The following is a 15,785-nucleotide window of genomic DNA, read 5'->3' on the forward strand; positions in this document are numbered from 1 at the left end:
CACGTTAGGCGACCGGCGCCCACACCTGCTCGTCGCCCTGCTCGCCGAACGACGACAGCGTGAGCACGCCGCCGGCGCAGGCGGGCTCGCCGAGGAACGCGTTCCCGGTGGAGGTGGACTCGTAGGCGACCTCGAGGGTGTGGTCGGGCGTCCAACGCATCAGCCGCGCTGGTTCGTCGCCCGTCTGCGGGTCGCGGACGAAGAAGAGGGAGTCGCCGCAGGGGGTGAGGCTGCCGGTCGTGCCGGGGCCGAGGTCGAAGAACGCGTCGTAGGCCGAGGCGTAGAAGTGGGCCTCCTCCTGCCGCCTGGGCTTCGGCACCTCGGACCAGGCGTAGCCGTCGTGGGCCGCGGCGACGTCCCACGCCCGGCACTCGGTCGGGCCCTCGACCGGCTGCGGCACCCCGCTGCCGTCGAGGAGGTTCGCGGTGCGGCAGGCCACGGGCCGGGCGTCGTCGAAGGTCATCATCGCGACGCCGAGGTCACTGGCGGTCAGCTGGGAGAAGCCGGTGTTCCCCGGCGCGCACCACCCGTCCTCGCCGTTGCTGTCGGCGAGCGCGTAGGTCGCCAGGCAGTACGCCCGCCCGTCGCCGTAGGTCGGGTAGTAGAGGTCGCCGCCGGTCATCGCCCACGAACCGCCGCTCGCCGCCGGCGGTGTGGCGACCGTGCCCCGCTCGCCGGTGGTGAGGTCGACCGTGACGACCTCGCTCGGGGCGGTCTCGGCCTTGTCCTGGCGCACGACGACCGCCCAGTCCTCGTCCATGAGGACCTCGGAGATGGTGCGGCCGCCACCGGCCTCGACCGTGACGTCCGGGTCGCCTCCCGTCAGCACGACGCTGCTGCCGCCGCCCGTGGTGGCCGCGGTCCACGCGGGCCCCTGGAGGTACGGCGTCCCGGCGGCGTTGCCGGTCTCGGTCCAGTCGAGCAGGGCCTCGGTCGGCTCCACGACGGTCGGGTCCTCGCGCGTCCCGCCGGTCGGTGCCTCGCCCGGGCTGCCGCTCGGGCTCCCGTCCTGGCTGCTCGGGCTCCCGCTCGGGCTTCCGCTCGGGCTTCCGCTCGGACTCCCGCCCGACGAGCAGGCGGACAGCGCGACCAGCAGCACCAGCAGCACCAGCGCGATCGTCGTACGCCTCACGTCAGACGCCCCCTCACACGCCCACGTTGCGCTGGAAGTGGTCGAGGTTCGCGCGGTAGGAGCGGTAGGCATTGCGCCACTGGACGCGTGAGATGGCCGGCTCGCTGGGGTCGAACTTCGACTGGTCCCACGGCTCGAAGTAGCCGATCTGGCGGTTGCCCCCGGGGTTCTGGTCGAAGCCGCGACCGACCTGGAAGTGTCCGCTCGCGTCGTCGTCGAGGTAGGGGTAGTACTGCTTGAGCAGGACCGGGTGGAGCACGACGGGCGCCCGGTAGTCGTGGATGTGGCGCATCATCAGGCGGTACCACTGGCGGAAGCTGAAGTCGCTGATGTCGAGCACCACGTAGGGTCCGGCGAACCTCTTCGCGTCGTAGTGGGTCTTGTTGTTGACCACGCGCACCATGTCGGTGATCGACGTGCCGGCGCTCGTGGTGCCGAGGCGGCGGGCCCAGTAGGACTGGGTCTTGCGGGTGCCCTGCGAGCTCCAGCCGATCGCCTGCATCGTCGCCGGGCCGCACCACCACGTCTCGTTCTGTGCCCGGGCGACCCTGCTGGTGAGGATCTTGTCCTTGCGGGGGTACTTCCTCCCGAACGTCCGGGCGCTCACCCCATCGAGCGCCAGGTCCGGGTGCTGCTGCGCGAAGTCGTCCGGCAGCGGGACGCCCTGGATCTCGTGGCGGAGCAGCCAGACCTTGCCGACCGCCCGGGCTGCCGCGGTGAGCTCGGCGCGCTCGGCCTCGGCGCGCTCGGTCGACGTACGTCGCGAGGCGCGGGCCAGGAGCCCGTCGGCGTCCAGGTCGCCGGTCTGCTCGCGCCCGGCCGGGGTGGGGGCGTCGAGGCGGGCGGCGAGGGCCTTGCGGGACTGGTGGGTCCAGCCGAAGCCGAGGCAGTAGCGCTGGCCCTCGAAGGTCGCGCAGCGGACGGACGCGTCAGCCGTCGCCGTACGTCCCTGTGCGCGGTCGAGACGGCTGCCCGCGGCGACCACGCGGTCGATCTCGGCCTGCATCTCGGGCGTGACCTCGCCGGGGCCGGCACCGGACGGTGCCGGCGTGGCGTCGGCTGCCGGCGCGATCCCGCCCGGTCGGCTGCCGTCGTCGCCGCTGCTGTCCGGCAGGAACGGAACCGCACCCAGCGTCAGGGCGAGCGCGGCTGCCGCGATCGTGGCCGGGTGGCGCCACAGGGGCCGCGGTTGGTCGCCGCCGGCGATCTGGTGCGCGAGGCCGGGCAGGAGTCGGGGAAGGGGCATGGGGAAGGAACCTCCGAGAAGCGGATCGACTCACTGTCCCCTCTGGTCACAGAAGTCGCAAGTTCCTCATGCGTCACAGGTTGGGTATGTGCGCGGGGAACTGTGCACCCGAGTCTCCCGCTTGTCGGCCTGGATCTGGGCCGACAACCGGGGCGGTCACCGGATATCCGGTGACTCCATGGATTCGCGGAGCGGATGACGAGACTCGAACTCGCGACATCGACCTTGGGAAGGTCGCGCTCTACCAACTGAGCTACATCCGCATGCCGTACGAGTACGGCGGGCCGAACACTACCGGAGCCTGGTCAGCGGACCTCGCTGAGCCCGGGGCGCTTGGCGGAGACGGTGTCGCCCGAGGAGCGGCCGGTGACCCGGCGGTGGACCCAGGGGACGAGGAACTCGCGGGTCCACTGCGCGTTGGCGCGCAGCTGGTCGCGGCGGCCGAGGACCGGCAGCGGGTCGAGCTCGACCGGCGGGATGTCGTGCTCGACACCGATCGCGTCGAGCACGGCGCGCGCGATGTAGGTGTGGCCGAAGGCGTTGAGGTGCATCCGGTCGGTGTCCATCGCCGCGGCGATCTCGACGTCGCGCATCCGCCACATGTCGACGAGCGTGACGCCGTGGTTGTCGGCGATCTCGCGGACCCACTCGTTGAAGACCGCCATCCGGCCGCGGACGGGTCCGTAGATGCCGCCGGCGCCCGGGTCGTAGACGGTGAACATCACCACGCGTGCCCCGGTCGCGACCAGCCGCGCGATCGCGGCGTCGTACGTCGCTGCGATCGCGTCGATGTCGACCCGCGGGCGGAGCACGTCGTTGCCGCCGCCGTGGATCGTGATCAGGTCGGGCGAGAGGGCGATGGCGGCGTCGAGCTGCTCGTCGACGATGGGCCCGAGCTTGCGGCCGCGGATCGCGAGGTTGGCGTAGCCGAAGTCGTCGGTCTGGCGGGCGAGGACCTCCGCGACCCGGTCGGCCCAGCCGCGCAGGCCGTTGGGGTGGGCGGGGTCGGGGTCACCGACTCCCTCGGTGAAGGAGTCGCCGAGGGCGACGAAGCGGTGGTAGGTCACCGGATCATTGTGACCACGCGCTCCCCAGCGTGGAAAACGGAGGCTAGGGTCGGCCGCGTGCTGCTCTCTGATCGCGACATCACCGCTGAGATCGACGCCGGCCGGATCGCCCTGGAGCCGTGGGACCCCGCGATGATGCAGCCGTCCAGCGTCGACGTACGCCTCGACCGGTTCTTCCGGGTCTTCGAGAACCACCGCTACCCGCACATCGACCCGGCGGCCGACCAGTCCGAGCTGACCCGCGAGGTGGAGCCGGAGGGCGACGAGCCGTTCATCCTGCACCCGGGCGAGTTCGTCCTCGGGTCCACCTACGAGGTGGTCAGCCTCCCCGCCGACATCGCCGCTCGCGTCGAGGGCAAGTCGTCGCTGGGCCGCCTCGGGCTGCTGACCCACGCGACCGCCGGCTTCGTCGACCCCGGCTTCTCCGGGCACGTGACGCTCGAGCTGGCCAACGTCGCGACGCTGCCGATCAAGCTCTACCCCGGCATGAAGATCGGGCAGTTCTGCTTCTTCCGGCTCACCTCTCCCAGCGAGCACCCCTACGGCTCGGAGAAGTACGGCTCGCGCTACCAGGGCCAGCGCGGTCCGACACCGAGCCGGTCGTTCCAGGGCTTCCACCGCACGCAGATCTGAGCGGCCCGTGTGACGGGCGTCCCCCGGCCCGATGATGACGCGCGGGCCGAGCATGGTTAGGCTTCCCTAAGTTAGCCTCACCTTCCTGCCCCACGGAGCCCCCGATGAAGCGAAGTCTTGCCGCGCCCACTGCCCTCAAGGCTGCTGCGGCCACCCTCCTGCTCGCCGCGCTCGCCGGCTGCAGCACCGGGTCCACCAGTGCCGACGACACCGACGCCGCCCCGACGGCGACCAGCTCGGTCGACGCCGACGCGTTCCCGGTGACGATCGAGCACGCGCTCGGCTCGACCACGATCGAGGAGGAGCCGACCCGCGTGGTCTCCGTCGGCTACGCCGAGGCCGACTACCCGCTCTCGCTGGGCGTGGTCCCGGTCGGTGCCGACAAGATCGAGTACGCCGGCAACGAGAACGACTCGTCGGACTGGTTCGACGAGGCCCTGGGCGAGATCGACGGCGCCGAGCAGCCGACCCGCTTCAGCACCGCCGACGGCGTGCCCGTCGACGAGATCGTCAAGCTCCAGCCCGACCTGGTGACCGCGACGCAGTCCGGCATCACGCAGGAGGAGTACGACAAGCTCACCGACGCGGGCATCCCGGTCGTCGCCTACCCCAACGCGCCCTACAACACCACGTGGCAGGAGTCGCTGGAGATGGTCGGCCAGGCGCTGGGCCGCACCGCACTGGCCGACGAGGTCAAGGCCGAGACCGAGCAGGTCATCGCCGACACGGCGGCGGAGTTCCCGCAGCTCGAGGGCAAGACCTTCACCTTCGCCGGCCCCAACGCCGACCCGTCGTCGTTCTACGTCTACACCTCCATGGACAACCGGCCGCGCCTGCTCGTCGAGCTCGGCATGGTGAACTCCCCGCTCGTCGAGGAGCGCAGCGAGCCCGGCCAGTTCCTCTTCAACATCTCCTCCGAGCGCACCGCGCAGCTCGACGCCGACGTCTTCCTCACCTACGCGAACTCGGAGGAGAACGTCCAGGAGCTCGCCGACGACCCGCTGGTCCAGCAGATCCCGGCCGTGGCCGACAACCGCTGGTACGCCACGGTCGACGTGACCGAGGCGATCGGCCTCTCGGCCCCCTCGCCGCTGTCGATCCCCGTCGGCATGGAGCGCTACATCCCGCACGTCGCCGCGGCCGTCGACGGCGACGGCTCCACGCCGTGACGGCTGCCTGACGACACCGACGATGGCCACCACCACCGAGCTGCTGGACCGGCCGCGGAGCACCTCCGCGGCCGGCCCGGCATCGGCGTACGCCGTGATGCTCGCGCTCCTCGTGGTGGCCTCCGTCGTCTCGGTCTTCGTCGGGTCGCGCCTGTTCTCACCGCTCGAGCTCTTCCGCGACGGGCCTGACCAGACCGTGCTCCAGGTGCGCGCGGTCCGCACCGCCCTCGGCCTGTGCGTCGGCGTGGCGCTCGGCCTCGCGGGTGCCTGCATGCAGGGCCTGACCCGCAACCCGCTCGCCGACCCCGGCATCCTCGGGGTGAACGCCGGGGCGGCGCTGGCCATCGTGCTGGGCATCGCCTACCTCGGCGCGGGCAGCATGACGTCGTACGTCCTCCTGGCCCTCGTCGGCGCAGCGGTCGCCTCGGTGGCGGTCCACACCATCGCCGGGGTCGGTCGCGACGGTGCGACCCCCGCGAAGCTCACGGTCGCCGGAGCCGCCTTCGCCGCAGCCGCGAGCAGCTGGACGGTCGCCGTGCAGCTCGTCGACCAGACCACGCTCGACGTGATGCGGCGCTGGCAGGTCGGCTCCATCGGCGGCCGCTCGTGGGACCTCGTGGTCTCGCTGGTGCCGATGTTCGTCGTCGGTGCCGTGCTCGCCCTCGCGCTCAGCCGCACGCTGAACGCCCTCGCGCTCGGCGACGAGATGGCCAAGGGCCTGGGCCGTCACACCGCGCGCGACCGGGTCCTGGTCGGCTTCGCCATCGTGCTGCTCGCGGGCACGGCCACGGCCGCCGCAGGCCCCATCGCCTTCGTCGGCCTGATCGTCCCGCACCTGGTCCGCACCCGCACCGGCTCCGACCACCGCCACCTGCTCCCGCTCAGTGCCGGGTACGGCGCGGTGCTGGTGCTGCTCGCCGACACGGTCGGGCGGATCGTCCTCCCACCGTCGGAGGTGCAGGTCGGCATCATGACGGCCGTGATCGGGGTGCCGTTCTTCCTGCTGCTGGTCCGGCGCGGACGGATGGGGCTGTGAACACCGTCCTCGACCAGGCCACCCGCTCCGCAGCGTGGGCCGACATGCGCGCCGCCACCGCGCGACCGCGCCGGCGCCGGCTGCTCGTCCTCGCCAGCCTCGCGCTGGGGCTGGTCGCCGCCTTCGCGGTGCGCGTGCTGCTCGGTGACTACACCTTCACGGTCCCCGACTTCTTCCGGATCCTCTTCGGCGAGCAGATGCCGGTCTCGACCTTCATCCTGATGGAGAGCAAGCTGCCGCGTGCCGTCCTGGCGGTGCTCGTCGGGCTGGCCCTGGGGTCGGCGGGGTCGCTCTTCCAGATGCTGCTGCGCAACCCGCTGGCCAGCCCCGACATCGTCGGGGTCAGCCTCGGCGCGAGCGCGGCCGGCATCTTCGCCATCCTCACCCTCGACCTGCGCGACGGCGCGGTGTCGGTGTTCGCCGTCGTGGGTGCCGTCGTGATCGCGGCGGTGGTGCGCTGGGTCGCCGGCACGACCGGCGGCTACCGGCTGGTGCTGGTCGGGGTCGGCGTCGCCGCCGCGATGGTGTCGGTCATCCAGTACCTCCTCGCCCGCTCCAACACGTACGACGTCCAGCTCGCGCTGCGGTGGCTGGTCGGCAGCGTCAACAACGTGCCGTGGCAGACGATCGGGCTGCTCGCCGTCGTCCTCGCCGTGCTGCTGCCATTGCTCGCGGTGCTGGCCCACGCCCTGCCCGCCCTCGAGATGGGCGACGACGCCGCCGCCGGGCTCGGCGTCGGGCGGCACCGCACCGACGTGCTGCTGCTGGTGGGCGTGCTGCTGACCGCCGTCGCGGTCGCCGCCGCCGGCCCCGTGGCGTTCGTGGCCTTCATGGCCGGACCGATCGCCCGCGCGTTCATGGGCGGGCGGCACAGCCTGCTCGCCGGTGCCCTCGTCGGGGCGATCCTCATGCTGCTCGCCGACTACACCGCGGCGTACCTCATCCCCGGCGTGGTGCTGCCCGTCGGGATCGTGACCGGAGCGGTCGGCGGACCGTTCCTGCTCTGGCTACTGGCGCGCGGCGCCGCGACCGGGAGGACCGGATGACCGACCCGACCAGCAGGCTGCACACCGAGGCGGTGAGCCTGGGCTACGGCGACCGCAAGGTCGTCGACGAGGTGAGCGTCGAGATCCCCGACGGCAAGGTCACCGTCGTCGTCGGCCCGAACGCGTGCGGCAAGTCGACGCTGCTCAAGGGCCTGGCCCGGCTCGTGCGACCGCAGGGCGGGGCGGTGATCCTCGACGGCGAGGAGATCCACAAGCGCCCGACCAAGGAGGTCGCCAAGGTCCTCGGGCTGCTGCCCCAGAACCCGATCGCTCCCGACGGCGTGGTCGTCGCCGACCTCGTCGGTCGCGGACGACACCCGCACCAGGGCGTCTTCACGCGCTGGAGCGCCGAGGACCGGGCGGCGGTGGAGGAGGCGATGGTCCTCACCGACACCGCCTCGCTCGCCGACCGCGTGGTCGACGAGCTCTCGGGTGGCCAGCGCCAGCGGGTCTGGATCGCGATGGCGCTCGCGCAGGGCACCGACCTGCTGCTGCTCGACGAGCCGACGACCTTCCTCGACGTCGCCCACCAGGTCGAGATGCTCGACCTGCTCCACGACCTCAACGTCGAGCGCGGCACGACGGTCGTCATGGTGCTCCACGACCTCAACCTCGCCGCGCGCTACGCCGACCACCTGATCGCCGTGTCCGAGGGGAGGGTGTACGCCGTCGGCGACCCGTCGGAGGTGCTCGACACGACGCTGGTCCAGGAGGTCTTCGGCATGCAGAGCGCCGTCATCGACGACCCCGTCTCCGGCACTCCTCTCGTGGTCCCGATCGGTCGGCACCGCAGCAACGGCCGGGTGTGACCCAGGTCGCCGGTGATTAACGGCACGACCCTGTTGCGTAAACCCCGTGGCATGGGGTTAGGGTTACCTAAGTAAGACCGCTCCACCGCGAGTCGGCGTCACCGGGTTCCCTGGGGGGAGGCCTGGGGCGCCGACTCGTCCCTCGTCGGCCCAGGAGATGCGATGACCACGACGTCCGAAGTCCTGCCCCTGCTCTTCACCGAGGTCGAGGTCGTCTCGGTCGACCGGCTGGGCCCGACCTTCGTCCGCGTCGAGCTGGCCAGCCCCGAGCTCGCGGAGTTCGGCGTCGAGGGCCCGCGCTACGACCAGCGCATCAAGCTGATCTTCCCCGACCCCGCGACCGGCGCGATCACCTCGACCGAGGGCGCCGACGCCTCCTGGTTCTCCACGTGGATGGAGCAGCCGACCGAGGAACGCGGGCACATGCGCACCTACACGATCCGCGACGTGCGCGGCTCGGGTGCCTCCACGACCTTCGTCGTCGACATGGTCCTGCACCTCGAGGGCGACCTCGTCGGGCCCGGCTCGACCTGGGCCTCGACCGCGGCCGTCGGCGACCGCATCGTGGTGCTCGCGCCGCGCCGCGGCCACTTCTACGGTGGCATCGAGTTCGTCCCCGCCGAGGGTGCGGAGCTCCTGCTCGTCGGCGACGAGACCGCGGTGCCCGCGGTGTGCACGGTCCTCGAGCAGCTGCCGGCGGACGCCCGCGGGACGGCCTTCCTCGAGGTGCCCCACGTCGGCGACGTACAGACCACGATCGGGCCGGCCGGGGTCGAGGTCGTCTGGCTTCCCCGGGAGGACGCCGAGCTCGGGGTCCGGCTCCACGACGCGGTGGTCGCGCACCTCGGCATCCCGGGCGCCCGGGTCGAGGTCGGCGAGGACGAGGTCGACCCCGACCTCTGGGAGACGCCCACCCACTCCTCGTCCGGCGAGGACGTGGCGGGCGGCGGTGCTCCCGGGGCTGCCTGCGAAGTGGGGACGTACGCCTGGATCGCGGGCGAGTCGAAGGTGGTGACCGGGCTGCGCCGGCACCTCGTCAACGAGCTCGGGTTCGACCGCAGCCAGGTGGCCTTCATGGGCTACTGGCGCCGCGGCGTGGCCATGAAGTCCTGACCACCGGTCGCGGCGCCCCTGCGGGTCCTGCTCAGCGACGCTTGGGCGCGCGGGGGGAGTAGCGCACGCGCTCGGAGATGCGGTGGCGGGCGATGAGCTCGATGTCGGTGAACGAGTCGTGCATGGCGGTTCTCCTTGTGTGAGGTGGGTCTGCGGGTCGGGGTGGGTCGGGGTGGGTCTGGGTGGGTCTGGGTGGTGGTGCCGCGCGGGCGGGCGTCAGCCCTGGTGGAGCGTGACGTCGCCGGAGGCCGTGGTGGCGCGGACCTCGAGGTAGGGCTGGTCGGGGGCGGGCTCGCCGGTGCGCGGGAGGTCGGACGACAGGGTGCCGCTGGCGGTGCGGATGTCGGTCCAGACGGGGAGCCCGGCGCGGACGCCGATGCGGACGTCGCCGCTGGCGGTCTTGGCGGTGATCCGACCGGCCGAGGCCTGGCCGATCGCGAAGTCGCCCGAGCCGGTGGTGAAGATCGCGTCGCCGCTGACCGCGCCGACCTCGGCGTCACCGGAGCCGGTCTTGATGGCGAGCTCGCCGGTGGACGCCTCGACGCGTACGTCGCCGCTGCCGGTCGTGACGACCAGGCTGGCGTCGGAGCGACGTACGAGGACGTCGCCGGAGCCGGACTTCACGCGGGCCTCGCCGGCGAGGTGCCGGGCGACGACGTCGCCGGACCCGGTCCGCACGTCGGTCTCGCCGTCGACGAGGTCGAGCGAGACGTCGCCCGAGCCGCAGTCGATCTTCGTGTCGGAGAAGCGGCCGTGCGTCGCGATGTCGCTGCTCCCGACCTTCGCGTTGAGGCCGCTGCCGACGGGCACCTCGACGACGATGTCGTGCTGGGGCTCGCGGCCGAAGAGCCCGCTGTTGCGGCGCGGGGCGATGATCGCGATGCGGTCGCCCAGGTCGCGGACGTCGAACTCCTCGGCGCGGTCGCCGGTGATCCGGATGGTGGTCTCGGTGGTCTCGGTCGCGGTGACGTCGAGGCGGCCGCGGCCGTTCTCGACGTAGAGGCCGATGGGTGCCGGGGTGTCGAAGCTGTGGTCGAGGACGTTGCTCATGGAGGGCTCCTGAGGGTGTGTTCGTCCGACGGGCCGGCGGGTGCCGGTCCGCGGTGTGCGGTGGGGTGGGCCGGTCAGGCCCTCGAGGACGGGTGTGGGGCGGTCACTGCCAGCCACTCATCCGGCGGCTGTTGTTGCCCTGCTTGCGGTGGGCCGCGAACGGGTCGTAGCCCACGAAGGGGACGCTGCTGAGGTCGATGTCGACGTTGATCGCGTGCTCGCTGGTGGCGCTGCGGACCAGGCCGACCATCCAGGTGTTGAGGCTCTGCCCGGCGGCCGCGGCCTTCTCCTCGGCGCGAGCCTTGACGGCCTCGGGGATGCGGAGCGTGATGCGGGACAGGTCGCCGTCGTCCTCCTCGGGCGCGGCCGGCGGTACCGGCGGCGGGGGAGGCGTGGGGAGGGCGGCGGCCGGGGCGACCTCGACGACGAAGTCGAGCTCGCGACCGACCAGCCGGACGTCGACGCTGCCCTCGGGCAGCTCGGCGGTGATCTCGGCGGCCGCGTGCGAGATGGCCTCCATCAGCGCGAGCCGGGCGCTCGGGTCGAGGGCGAAGGCCAGCCGCTCGGCGGCCTGCTTCAGCTCGTCGCTCCCCGCCTCGGCCGCGGCGACCAGGTCGCGGCGCAGGGTGTCGACGTACGGGGTGATGTCCATGTGCACCACCATGACATCACCGTGATGTCATGTCAAGCAGATGGTGATGTCATGCGGGTGCAGCATGCTGTCACCGTCGCGCTGTAACGCCGGGTTCATGGCTGTACCACCCCTGCTGCAGAGGGGTGGGTACAGCTGCGAACCCGGCGTTACAGCAGGACTTAGAGGTCGAACAGTGAGCCGGAGCCGTTGATGTCGACGTCGGTCTTCGGCGTGTGGGCCGGGGCGTCCGGGCTCGCGGTCGGCTTCGGCCGTTCGGCATCGGGCTCGTCGACCTCGTCGGCCTGCTCGGCGCCTGCGTCGTCATCTGCGTCGAGGACCGTTTCCGGGTCCTCGACGGTGGCCTCGGGCTCCGCTGCGGGCTCCGCCTCGGGGACCTCCCCACCGGCCGCGGCGCTGGGCTCGGCAGTGGGCTCGGACGGCTCGGAGAACGACGCCGCCTGGCTGAGGTCCGCGCCGCTCGGGGGCGCACTGGGAGCAGCTGCCTCCTCGGCGACCTCCGGCTCCGGCTCCGGCTCCGGCGCAGGCTCCGGCTCGCTGTCCTCGGCGACGTGGGACGAAGAGGCGGTCGGGGCCGCCGGTTCGTCACTCGTCGCCGCAGCGGCCGGGGTCGCCTCGGGGGCGGGGACGTCGAACAGCGAGCCGAGGCTCGTGATGTCGACGTCGGTGCTCGGCGCGGACGTCGTACCGCTCGAGGCCGGTGCCTCCGCCACGGGCGCGGGTGCTGCCTCAGGCGCCTCCTCGGCGGCCTCGCTGGGGCTCGAGTCGCTGGGAGACTCAACGTCGACCGTGGCCTCGCTCGGGCTTGAGTCGCTGGGGGACTCAGGGGCGACGGCGGGCTCGGGGCTGGCGACGTCGAAGAGCGATCCGTAGCTTCCGTCCGTGCTCGCAGGCGTGGTCGGCTCTGCCGCGCTCGCACGTGAGTCGCTGGGAGACTCAGGCGCCACTGCGGGCTCGGTCGTGGGCTCGGAGGCAGGCTCCGGAGCGGCGATGTCGAAGAGTGACCCGCCGCTGCCGAGGTCGGCCGCGGGCTTCGCCGCCGGCGCCGCCTCGGCCGGTGCGGCCTTCGCCTCCGGCTCGGCAGGCTCGGCAGTCGCCTCGGCCTTGGGGGCGGCCTCGGGCTCGGTGGCGGGTACGTCGAAGAGCGACCCGCCGCTGCCCAGGTCGGTGGCCGGTGCGGCCTTCGCCTCCGGCTCGGGCTCGGGCTCGACAGCCTCGGCAGGCGCCTGGGCCTTGGGGGCCTCGGGCTCGGTGGTGGGTACGTCGAAGAGCGACCCGCCGCTGCCGAGGTCGGTGGCCGGTGCGGCCTTCGCCTCCGGCTCGGCAGGTGCCTGGGCCTCGGGGGCCTCGGGCTCCGTGGTGGGCACGTCGAAGAGCGACCCGCCGCTGCCCAGGTCGGTGGCCGGTGCAGCCTTCGCGGTAGGTGCCTGAGCCGTCGGGGCCGGAGCCTCGGGCTCGGTGGTGGGTACGTCGAAGAGCGACCCGCCTGCCGCGGGCTCGGCAGGCTTCGCGGGCTCGGCGGCGGGATCGGGAGCGGGAGTGTCGAAGAGCGAGCCACCCGACTCGGCGGGCTTGGCCGGCTCGGCGGGCTTGGCGGGCTCGGGAGCGGGAGTGTCGAAGAGCGAGCCACCGGACTCGGCAGGCTTCGCGGGCTCGGCGGCGGGCTCGGTGGCCGGGGTGTCGAAGAGCGACGACCCGCCGGACGCCTTCGCGGCAGGCCCGACGTCCGCGGTCTCGGTGACGGTGTCCTCGGTGATCGTGACGTCACCGGCCTCCGGCTCGTCCTTGGTCGCGACGTCTGCCGACTTCGCGGCCGGCGCGGCGGCCGGGGCGGCGGCCGGGGCGGCGGCCGGGGCGGCGGCGGGCGAGGAGCCCGGCGCGGCCTTGGTCGCCTGCTCGCCCTTGACCGACGCGAGCAGCATCTGCGCCACGTCGAGGACCTCGACCTCCTCGCGGGCCTCGCCCGCGGCCTGCTGGGAGGTGAGCCCGTCGGAGAGCATCACGCGGCAGAAGGGGCAGCCGACGGCGATCTGGTCGGCACCGGTGCCGACGGCCTCCTTGGTGCGGTTCATGTTGATCCGCTCGCCGAGGTTCTCCTCCATCCACATGCGCGCACCGCCGGCGCCGCAGCAGAAGGAGCGCTCGGAGTTGCGCTCCATCTCGACGAACTCGGCGCCGGGCAGGATCTCGAGCAGCTCGCGCGGCGGCGAGTAGACCTGGTTGTGGCGGCCGAGGTAGCAGGGATCGTGGTAGGTGATCGAGCGCTTCGCGGCGCCCGCGCCCTCCTTGACGGGGGTCAGCTTGCCCTCGCGCACGAGCCGGTTGAGCAGCTGCGTGTGGTGGACGACCTCGAGCTCGATGCCGAAGTCCTTGTACTCGTTCTTGAGCGTGTTGAAGCAGTGGGCGCAGGTCGAGACGACCTTCTTGACCTTGTACTCCTTGAAGGTCTCGACGTTCTGCTGCGCGAGGCCCTGGAAGACGAACTCGTTGCCGGCGCGGCGGGCCGGGTCGCCGGTGCAGGTCTCGCCGTTGCCGAGGACGCCGAAGGAGATGCCGGCCATGTCCAGCAGCTCGGCGACCGCACGGGTCGTCTTCTTCGCACGGTCCTCGTACGCGCCCGCGCAGCCGACCCAGAACAGCCAGTCGACCGACTCGAGGGACTCCAGGTCCTCCCCGACGACCGGCACGTCGAACTCGAGGCCCTTGGCCCAGTCCATGCGGGCCGAGGCCGACATGTTCCAGGGGTTGCCCTTGTTCTCCAGGCCCTTGAAGAGCTGGTTGAGCTCGGCGGGGAAGTTCGACTCGACCAGCAGCTGGTAGCGCCGCATGTCCATGATGTGGTCGACGTGCTCGATGTCGACCGGGCACTGCTGGACGCAGGCGCCGCACGACGTGCAGCTCCACAGCACGTCCTCGTCGATGACGAAGTCGCCGTCGGCGGGGTTGTAGAAGTAGTCGAGCACGTCGGTGCCGGAGCCCGCGCTCTCGCCCTTCGAGCCGACGCCCACGAGCTGGCGCTCGGCGTGCGCCTCGTGACCCTCGGACTTCGGGTCGCCCTTGGCGTACGCGTGGTCGCGCAGCGCGGTGATCAGCAGCTTGGGCGAGAGGGGCTTCTCGGTGTTCCAGGCGGGGCACTGCGACTGGCAGCGACCGCACTCCGTGCAGGTGGTGAAGTCGAGGATGCCCTTCCAGGAGAAGTCCTCGATCGAGCCCGCGCCGAGCACCGAGTCCTCGTCGAGGTCGTCGATGTCGTCGAGCGTGACCGGCTTGCCGGCCGAGGTGAGCGGCTTCATCGCGCCGAGCGCGGTACTGCCGTCGTCCTCGCGCTTGAAGTAGATGTTGAACCACGCGGTGAAGCGGTGCCACGCGATGCCCATGGTGATGTTGCGGGCGATCACCATCAGCCAGATCATCGCCAGCGCGATCTTGAAGGCGGCGATGAAGTAGATGAGGTTCTCGAGGGTGGAGGCGTCGTTGGTGTAGAGCGCGTCGCCGATCCACGAGGCGATCGGGTAGTGCGAGCGCCCGGCGTCCTCGTCGAGCTTCCACTCCGCGGCGCGGACGAACAGGATCGCCGCACCCTCGAGCAGCGCAAGCGCCTCGACGAAGTAGGCCTGCCAGAAGTTCGAGCCGAAGAAGCGGCTCCTGCGGCCCTCGGAGCGCGGGTGGTGCTTCTGGCGGTAGACGATCAGGTAGACGATGCCGATCGTGCTCAGCAGGCCGATGAGCTCGCTGAACCACTCGTAGGGGTACCAGTGGCCGATGATCGGCCACGCGAACGAGGGCGAGAAGAGCTGGAAGTACGCCGCCAGGACGGCCGTGCTGAGGAACAGGAACGCCGCGTAGACGAACCAGTGCATGACGCCGACCCAGTGCCACTGGAGCATCCGCGTGTGGAGGAACGTCTCCTTCAGCATCGTCGCCGCGCGACCGGTCGGGTTCCCGGTGCGGCCCGGAGCCGGCTGGCCCGAGCGGATCACGCCCAGCATCCGTCGTACGGCCGGCACCAGCATGGCGACGGCGGCGACGGTGAGTGCGAGCGAGACGACGATCGCGACGATCTGCATGAAGGGCTGCTCCTCGGTCGGGACGTACAGAGCCGGAGCATATGGCCGGCATGCGCACCGACGGCAGGCTCCCACGAGTGAGAAGAATCCTACCCGCAGGTAACTTCACCCCGGGGGGTGGGCGCGATCAGTTCGAGATCGCGACGTTCTCCAGCTCGATCTCGCGCGCGTCCTCGCGGTAGGTGGCCACCTTGGACTTCACCTGGTCGAGCGCGTCGGTCAGGCGCTTCACGCCGTCGCGGAGCTTCTGCTGGTACTCCAGGTGGGCGATGTGCGACTCGCTGGACTCGTCCCACCCGGGGGTGAGCGACTCGGCCTGGGTGAGCAGCGCGTCGATCTGCTCGGTGATCTTCGTCGTCGCGTCGGCCATCGCCGTCTCCATGCTGGAGAGCGAGCCCTGGTGCACGACCAGCCCGCGCTCGCTCATCGCGGACCGCCGAGGCGGTCGGCGAGCTGCCCGGCCCGGGTCGCCTGCTCGGTGTCGTTGGTGGCGTGCTCCTGGGCGACGTACATCAGGTTCTGCCCGTAGCCCTCGAGGATCGGCGCGAGGGTCACGGCGACGTTGAACCACTCGTTGATCGCCTCGCCGAAGCCGACCGCGGCCTGGCCCTTGAAGCCCTTGCCCGCCTCGGTCTCGACCGTGGCGGCGAGGTCGCGCAGCGTCTGCTGGAGCGGATCGACCGCATCGGCAGCAGCCTGGGCTGCCGCCTGCATCTCGGAGTAGACGAGTCCGACGGCCACGGGCCGCCTCCCTTCGGTCGATCT

The 15,785-nt window shown here is 71.8% G+C and carries 14 protein-coding genes and 1 tRNA gene; 6 read left to right on the forward strand and 9 right to left on the reverse strand.

From position 1 onward, the window contains the following. Positions 1 to 4: 4 nt before the first annotated feature. From EUA93_RS08365 to EUA93_RS08380, 4 genes are all read right to left on the reverse strand, one after another. Positions 5 to 1,132: a hypothetical protein gene (locus tag EUA93_RS08365; RefSeq protein ID WP_129399708.1), complete on the reverse strand. Its 1,128-nt coding sequence runs from the start codon at positions 1,130 to 1,132 to the stop codon at positions 5 to 7. 13 nt (positions 1,133 to 1,145) lie between these two features. After that, entirely contained in the window at positions 1,146 to 2,378 is a 1,233-nt protein-coding gene (locus EUA93_RS08370; RefSeq protein WP_129399709.1) for a cysteine peptidase family C39 domain-containing protein, read from the reverse strand. Positions 2,379 to 2,568: 190 nt separating this feature from the next. Beyond that, positions 2,569 to 2,641: transfer RNA gene (locus tag EUA93_RS08375), tRNA-Gly, on the reverse strand. A gap of 42 nt (positions 2,642 to 2,683) precedes the next feature. Further along, positions 2,684 to 3,445, reverse strand: coding sequence for an SGNH/GDSL hydrolase family protein (locus tag EUA93_RS08380; RefSeq protein WP_129399710.1), 762 nt, complete (start codon positions 3,443 to 3,445; stop codon positions 2,684 to 2,686). A 57-nt stretch (positions 3,446 to 3,502) separates the two neighbouring features. Between EUA93_RS08380 and dcd the strand changes: the two genes are divergently transcribed. The 6 genes from dcd to EUA93_RS08410 all read left to right on the forward strand — a co-directional run bounded on the left by dcd (position 3,503) and on the right by EUA93_RS08410 (position 9,251). Continuing rightward, entirely contained in the window at positions 3,503 to 4,078 is a 576-nt protein-coding gene (dcd, locus tag EUA93_RS08385) for a dCTP deaminase (protein ID WP_165355092.1), read from the forward strand. 104 nt (positions 4,079 to 4,182) lie between these two features. Continuing rightward, a complete protein-coding gene (locus tag EUA93_RS08390) occupies positions 4,183 to 5,247 on the forward strand; it encodes an iron-siderophore ABC transporter substrate-binding protein (RefSeq protein WP_129399712.1) in 1,065 nt (354 codons plus the stop codon). A 22-nt stretch (positions 5,248 to 5,269) separates the two neighbouring features. Beyond that, positions 5,270 to 6,283 carry a FecCD family ABC transporter permease gene (locus tag EUA93_RS08395; RefSeq protein ID WP_242497288.1) on the forward strand — a complete coding sequence of 338 codons (1,014 nt, stop codon included), beginning with the start codon at positions 5,270 to 5,272 and terminating at the stop codon, positions 6,281 to 6,283. After that, on the forward strand, positions 6,280 to 7,329 hold the full coding sequence (locus tag EUA93_RS08400; protein WP_242497289.1) for a FecCD family ABC transporter permease: 1,050 nt from the start codon (positions 6,280 to 6,282) through the stop codon (positions 7,327 to 7,329). Before EUA93_RS08395 ends, EUA93_RS08400 begins: the two co-directional genes overlap by 4 nt. Next, positions 7,326 to 8,138, forward strand: a complete 813-nt coding sequence (locus tag EUA93_RS08405) for an ABC transporter ATP-binding protein (RefSeq protein WP_129399713.1) — start codon at positions 7,326 to 7,328, stop codon at positions 8,136 to 8,138. Before EUA93_RS08400 ends, EUA93_RS08405 begins: the two co-directional genes overlap by 4 nt. Before the next feature lie 162 nt (positions 8,139 to 8,300). Next, entirely contained in the window at positions 8,301 to 9,251 is a 951-nt protein-coding gene (locus tag EUA93_RS08410) for a siderophore-interacting protein (protein ID WP_129399714.1), read from the forward strand. 216 nt (positions 9,252 to 9,467) lie between these two features. Here EUA93_RS08410 and EUA93_RS08415 read toward each other — a convergent pair whose 3' ends face one another. From EUA93_RS08415 to EUA93_RS08435, 5 genes are all read right to left on the reverse strand, one after another. Further along, positions 9,468 to 10,301 carry a DUF4097 family beta strand repeat-containing protein gene (locus EUA93_RS08415; RefSeq protein ID WP_129399715.1) on the reverse strand — a complete coding sequence of 278 codons (834 nt, stop codon included), beginning with the start codon at positions 10,299 to 10,301 and terminating at the stop codon, positions 9,468 to 9,470. A 103-nt stretch (positions 10,302 to 10,404) separates the two neighbouring features. Beyond that, entirely contained in the window at positions 10,405 to 10,953 is a 549-nt protein-coding gene (locus EUA93_RS08420) for a toxin-antitoxin system HicB family antitoxin (protein ID WP_129399716.1), read from the reverse strand. 161 nt (positions 10,954 to 11,114) lie between these two features. Beyond that, the gene (locus EUA93_RS08425) at positions 11,115 to 15,020 is read right to left on the reverse strand and encodes a heterodisulfide reductase-related iron-sulfur binding cluster (protein WP_207208633.1); all 3,906 of its coding nucleotides are present in this window, start codon (positions 15,018 to 15,020) and stop codon (positions 11,115 to 11,117) included. A 127-nt stretch (positions 15,021 to 15,147) separates the two neighbouring features. Next, complete coding sequence (locus tag EUA93_RS08430; RefSeq protein ID WP_129399717.1) at positions 15,148 to 15,447, reverse strand: hypothetical protein; 300 nt, start codon at positions 15,445 to 15,447, stop codon at positions 15,148 to 15,150. Further along, positions 15,444 to 15,761 carry a WXG100 family type VII secretion target gene (locus tag EUA93_RS08435; protein WP_129399718.1) on the reverse strand — a complete coding sequence of 106 codons (318 nt, stop codon included), beginning with the start codon at positions 15,759 to 15,761 and terminating at the stop codon, positions 15,444 to 15,446. Before EUA93_RS08435 ends, EUA93_RS08430 begins: the two co-directional genes overlap by 4 nt. Between the last annotated feature and the right edge of the window lie 24 nt (positions 15,762 to 15,785).

Source organism: Nocardioides oleivorans, from assembly GCF_004137255.1.
GTDB classification, from domain to species: Bacteria; Actinomycetota; Actinomycetes; order Propionibacteriales; family Nocardioidaceae; genus Nocardioides; species Nocardioides oleivorans.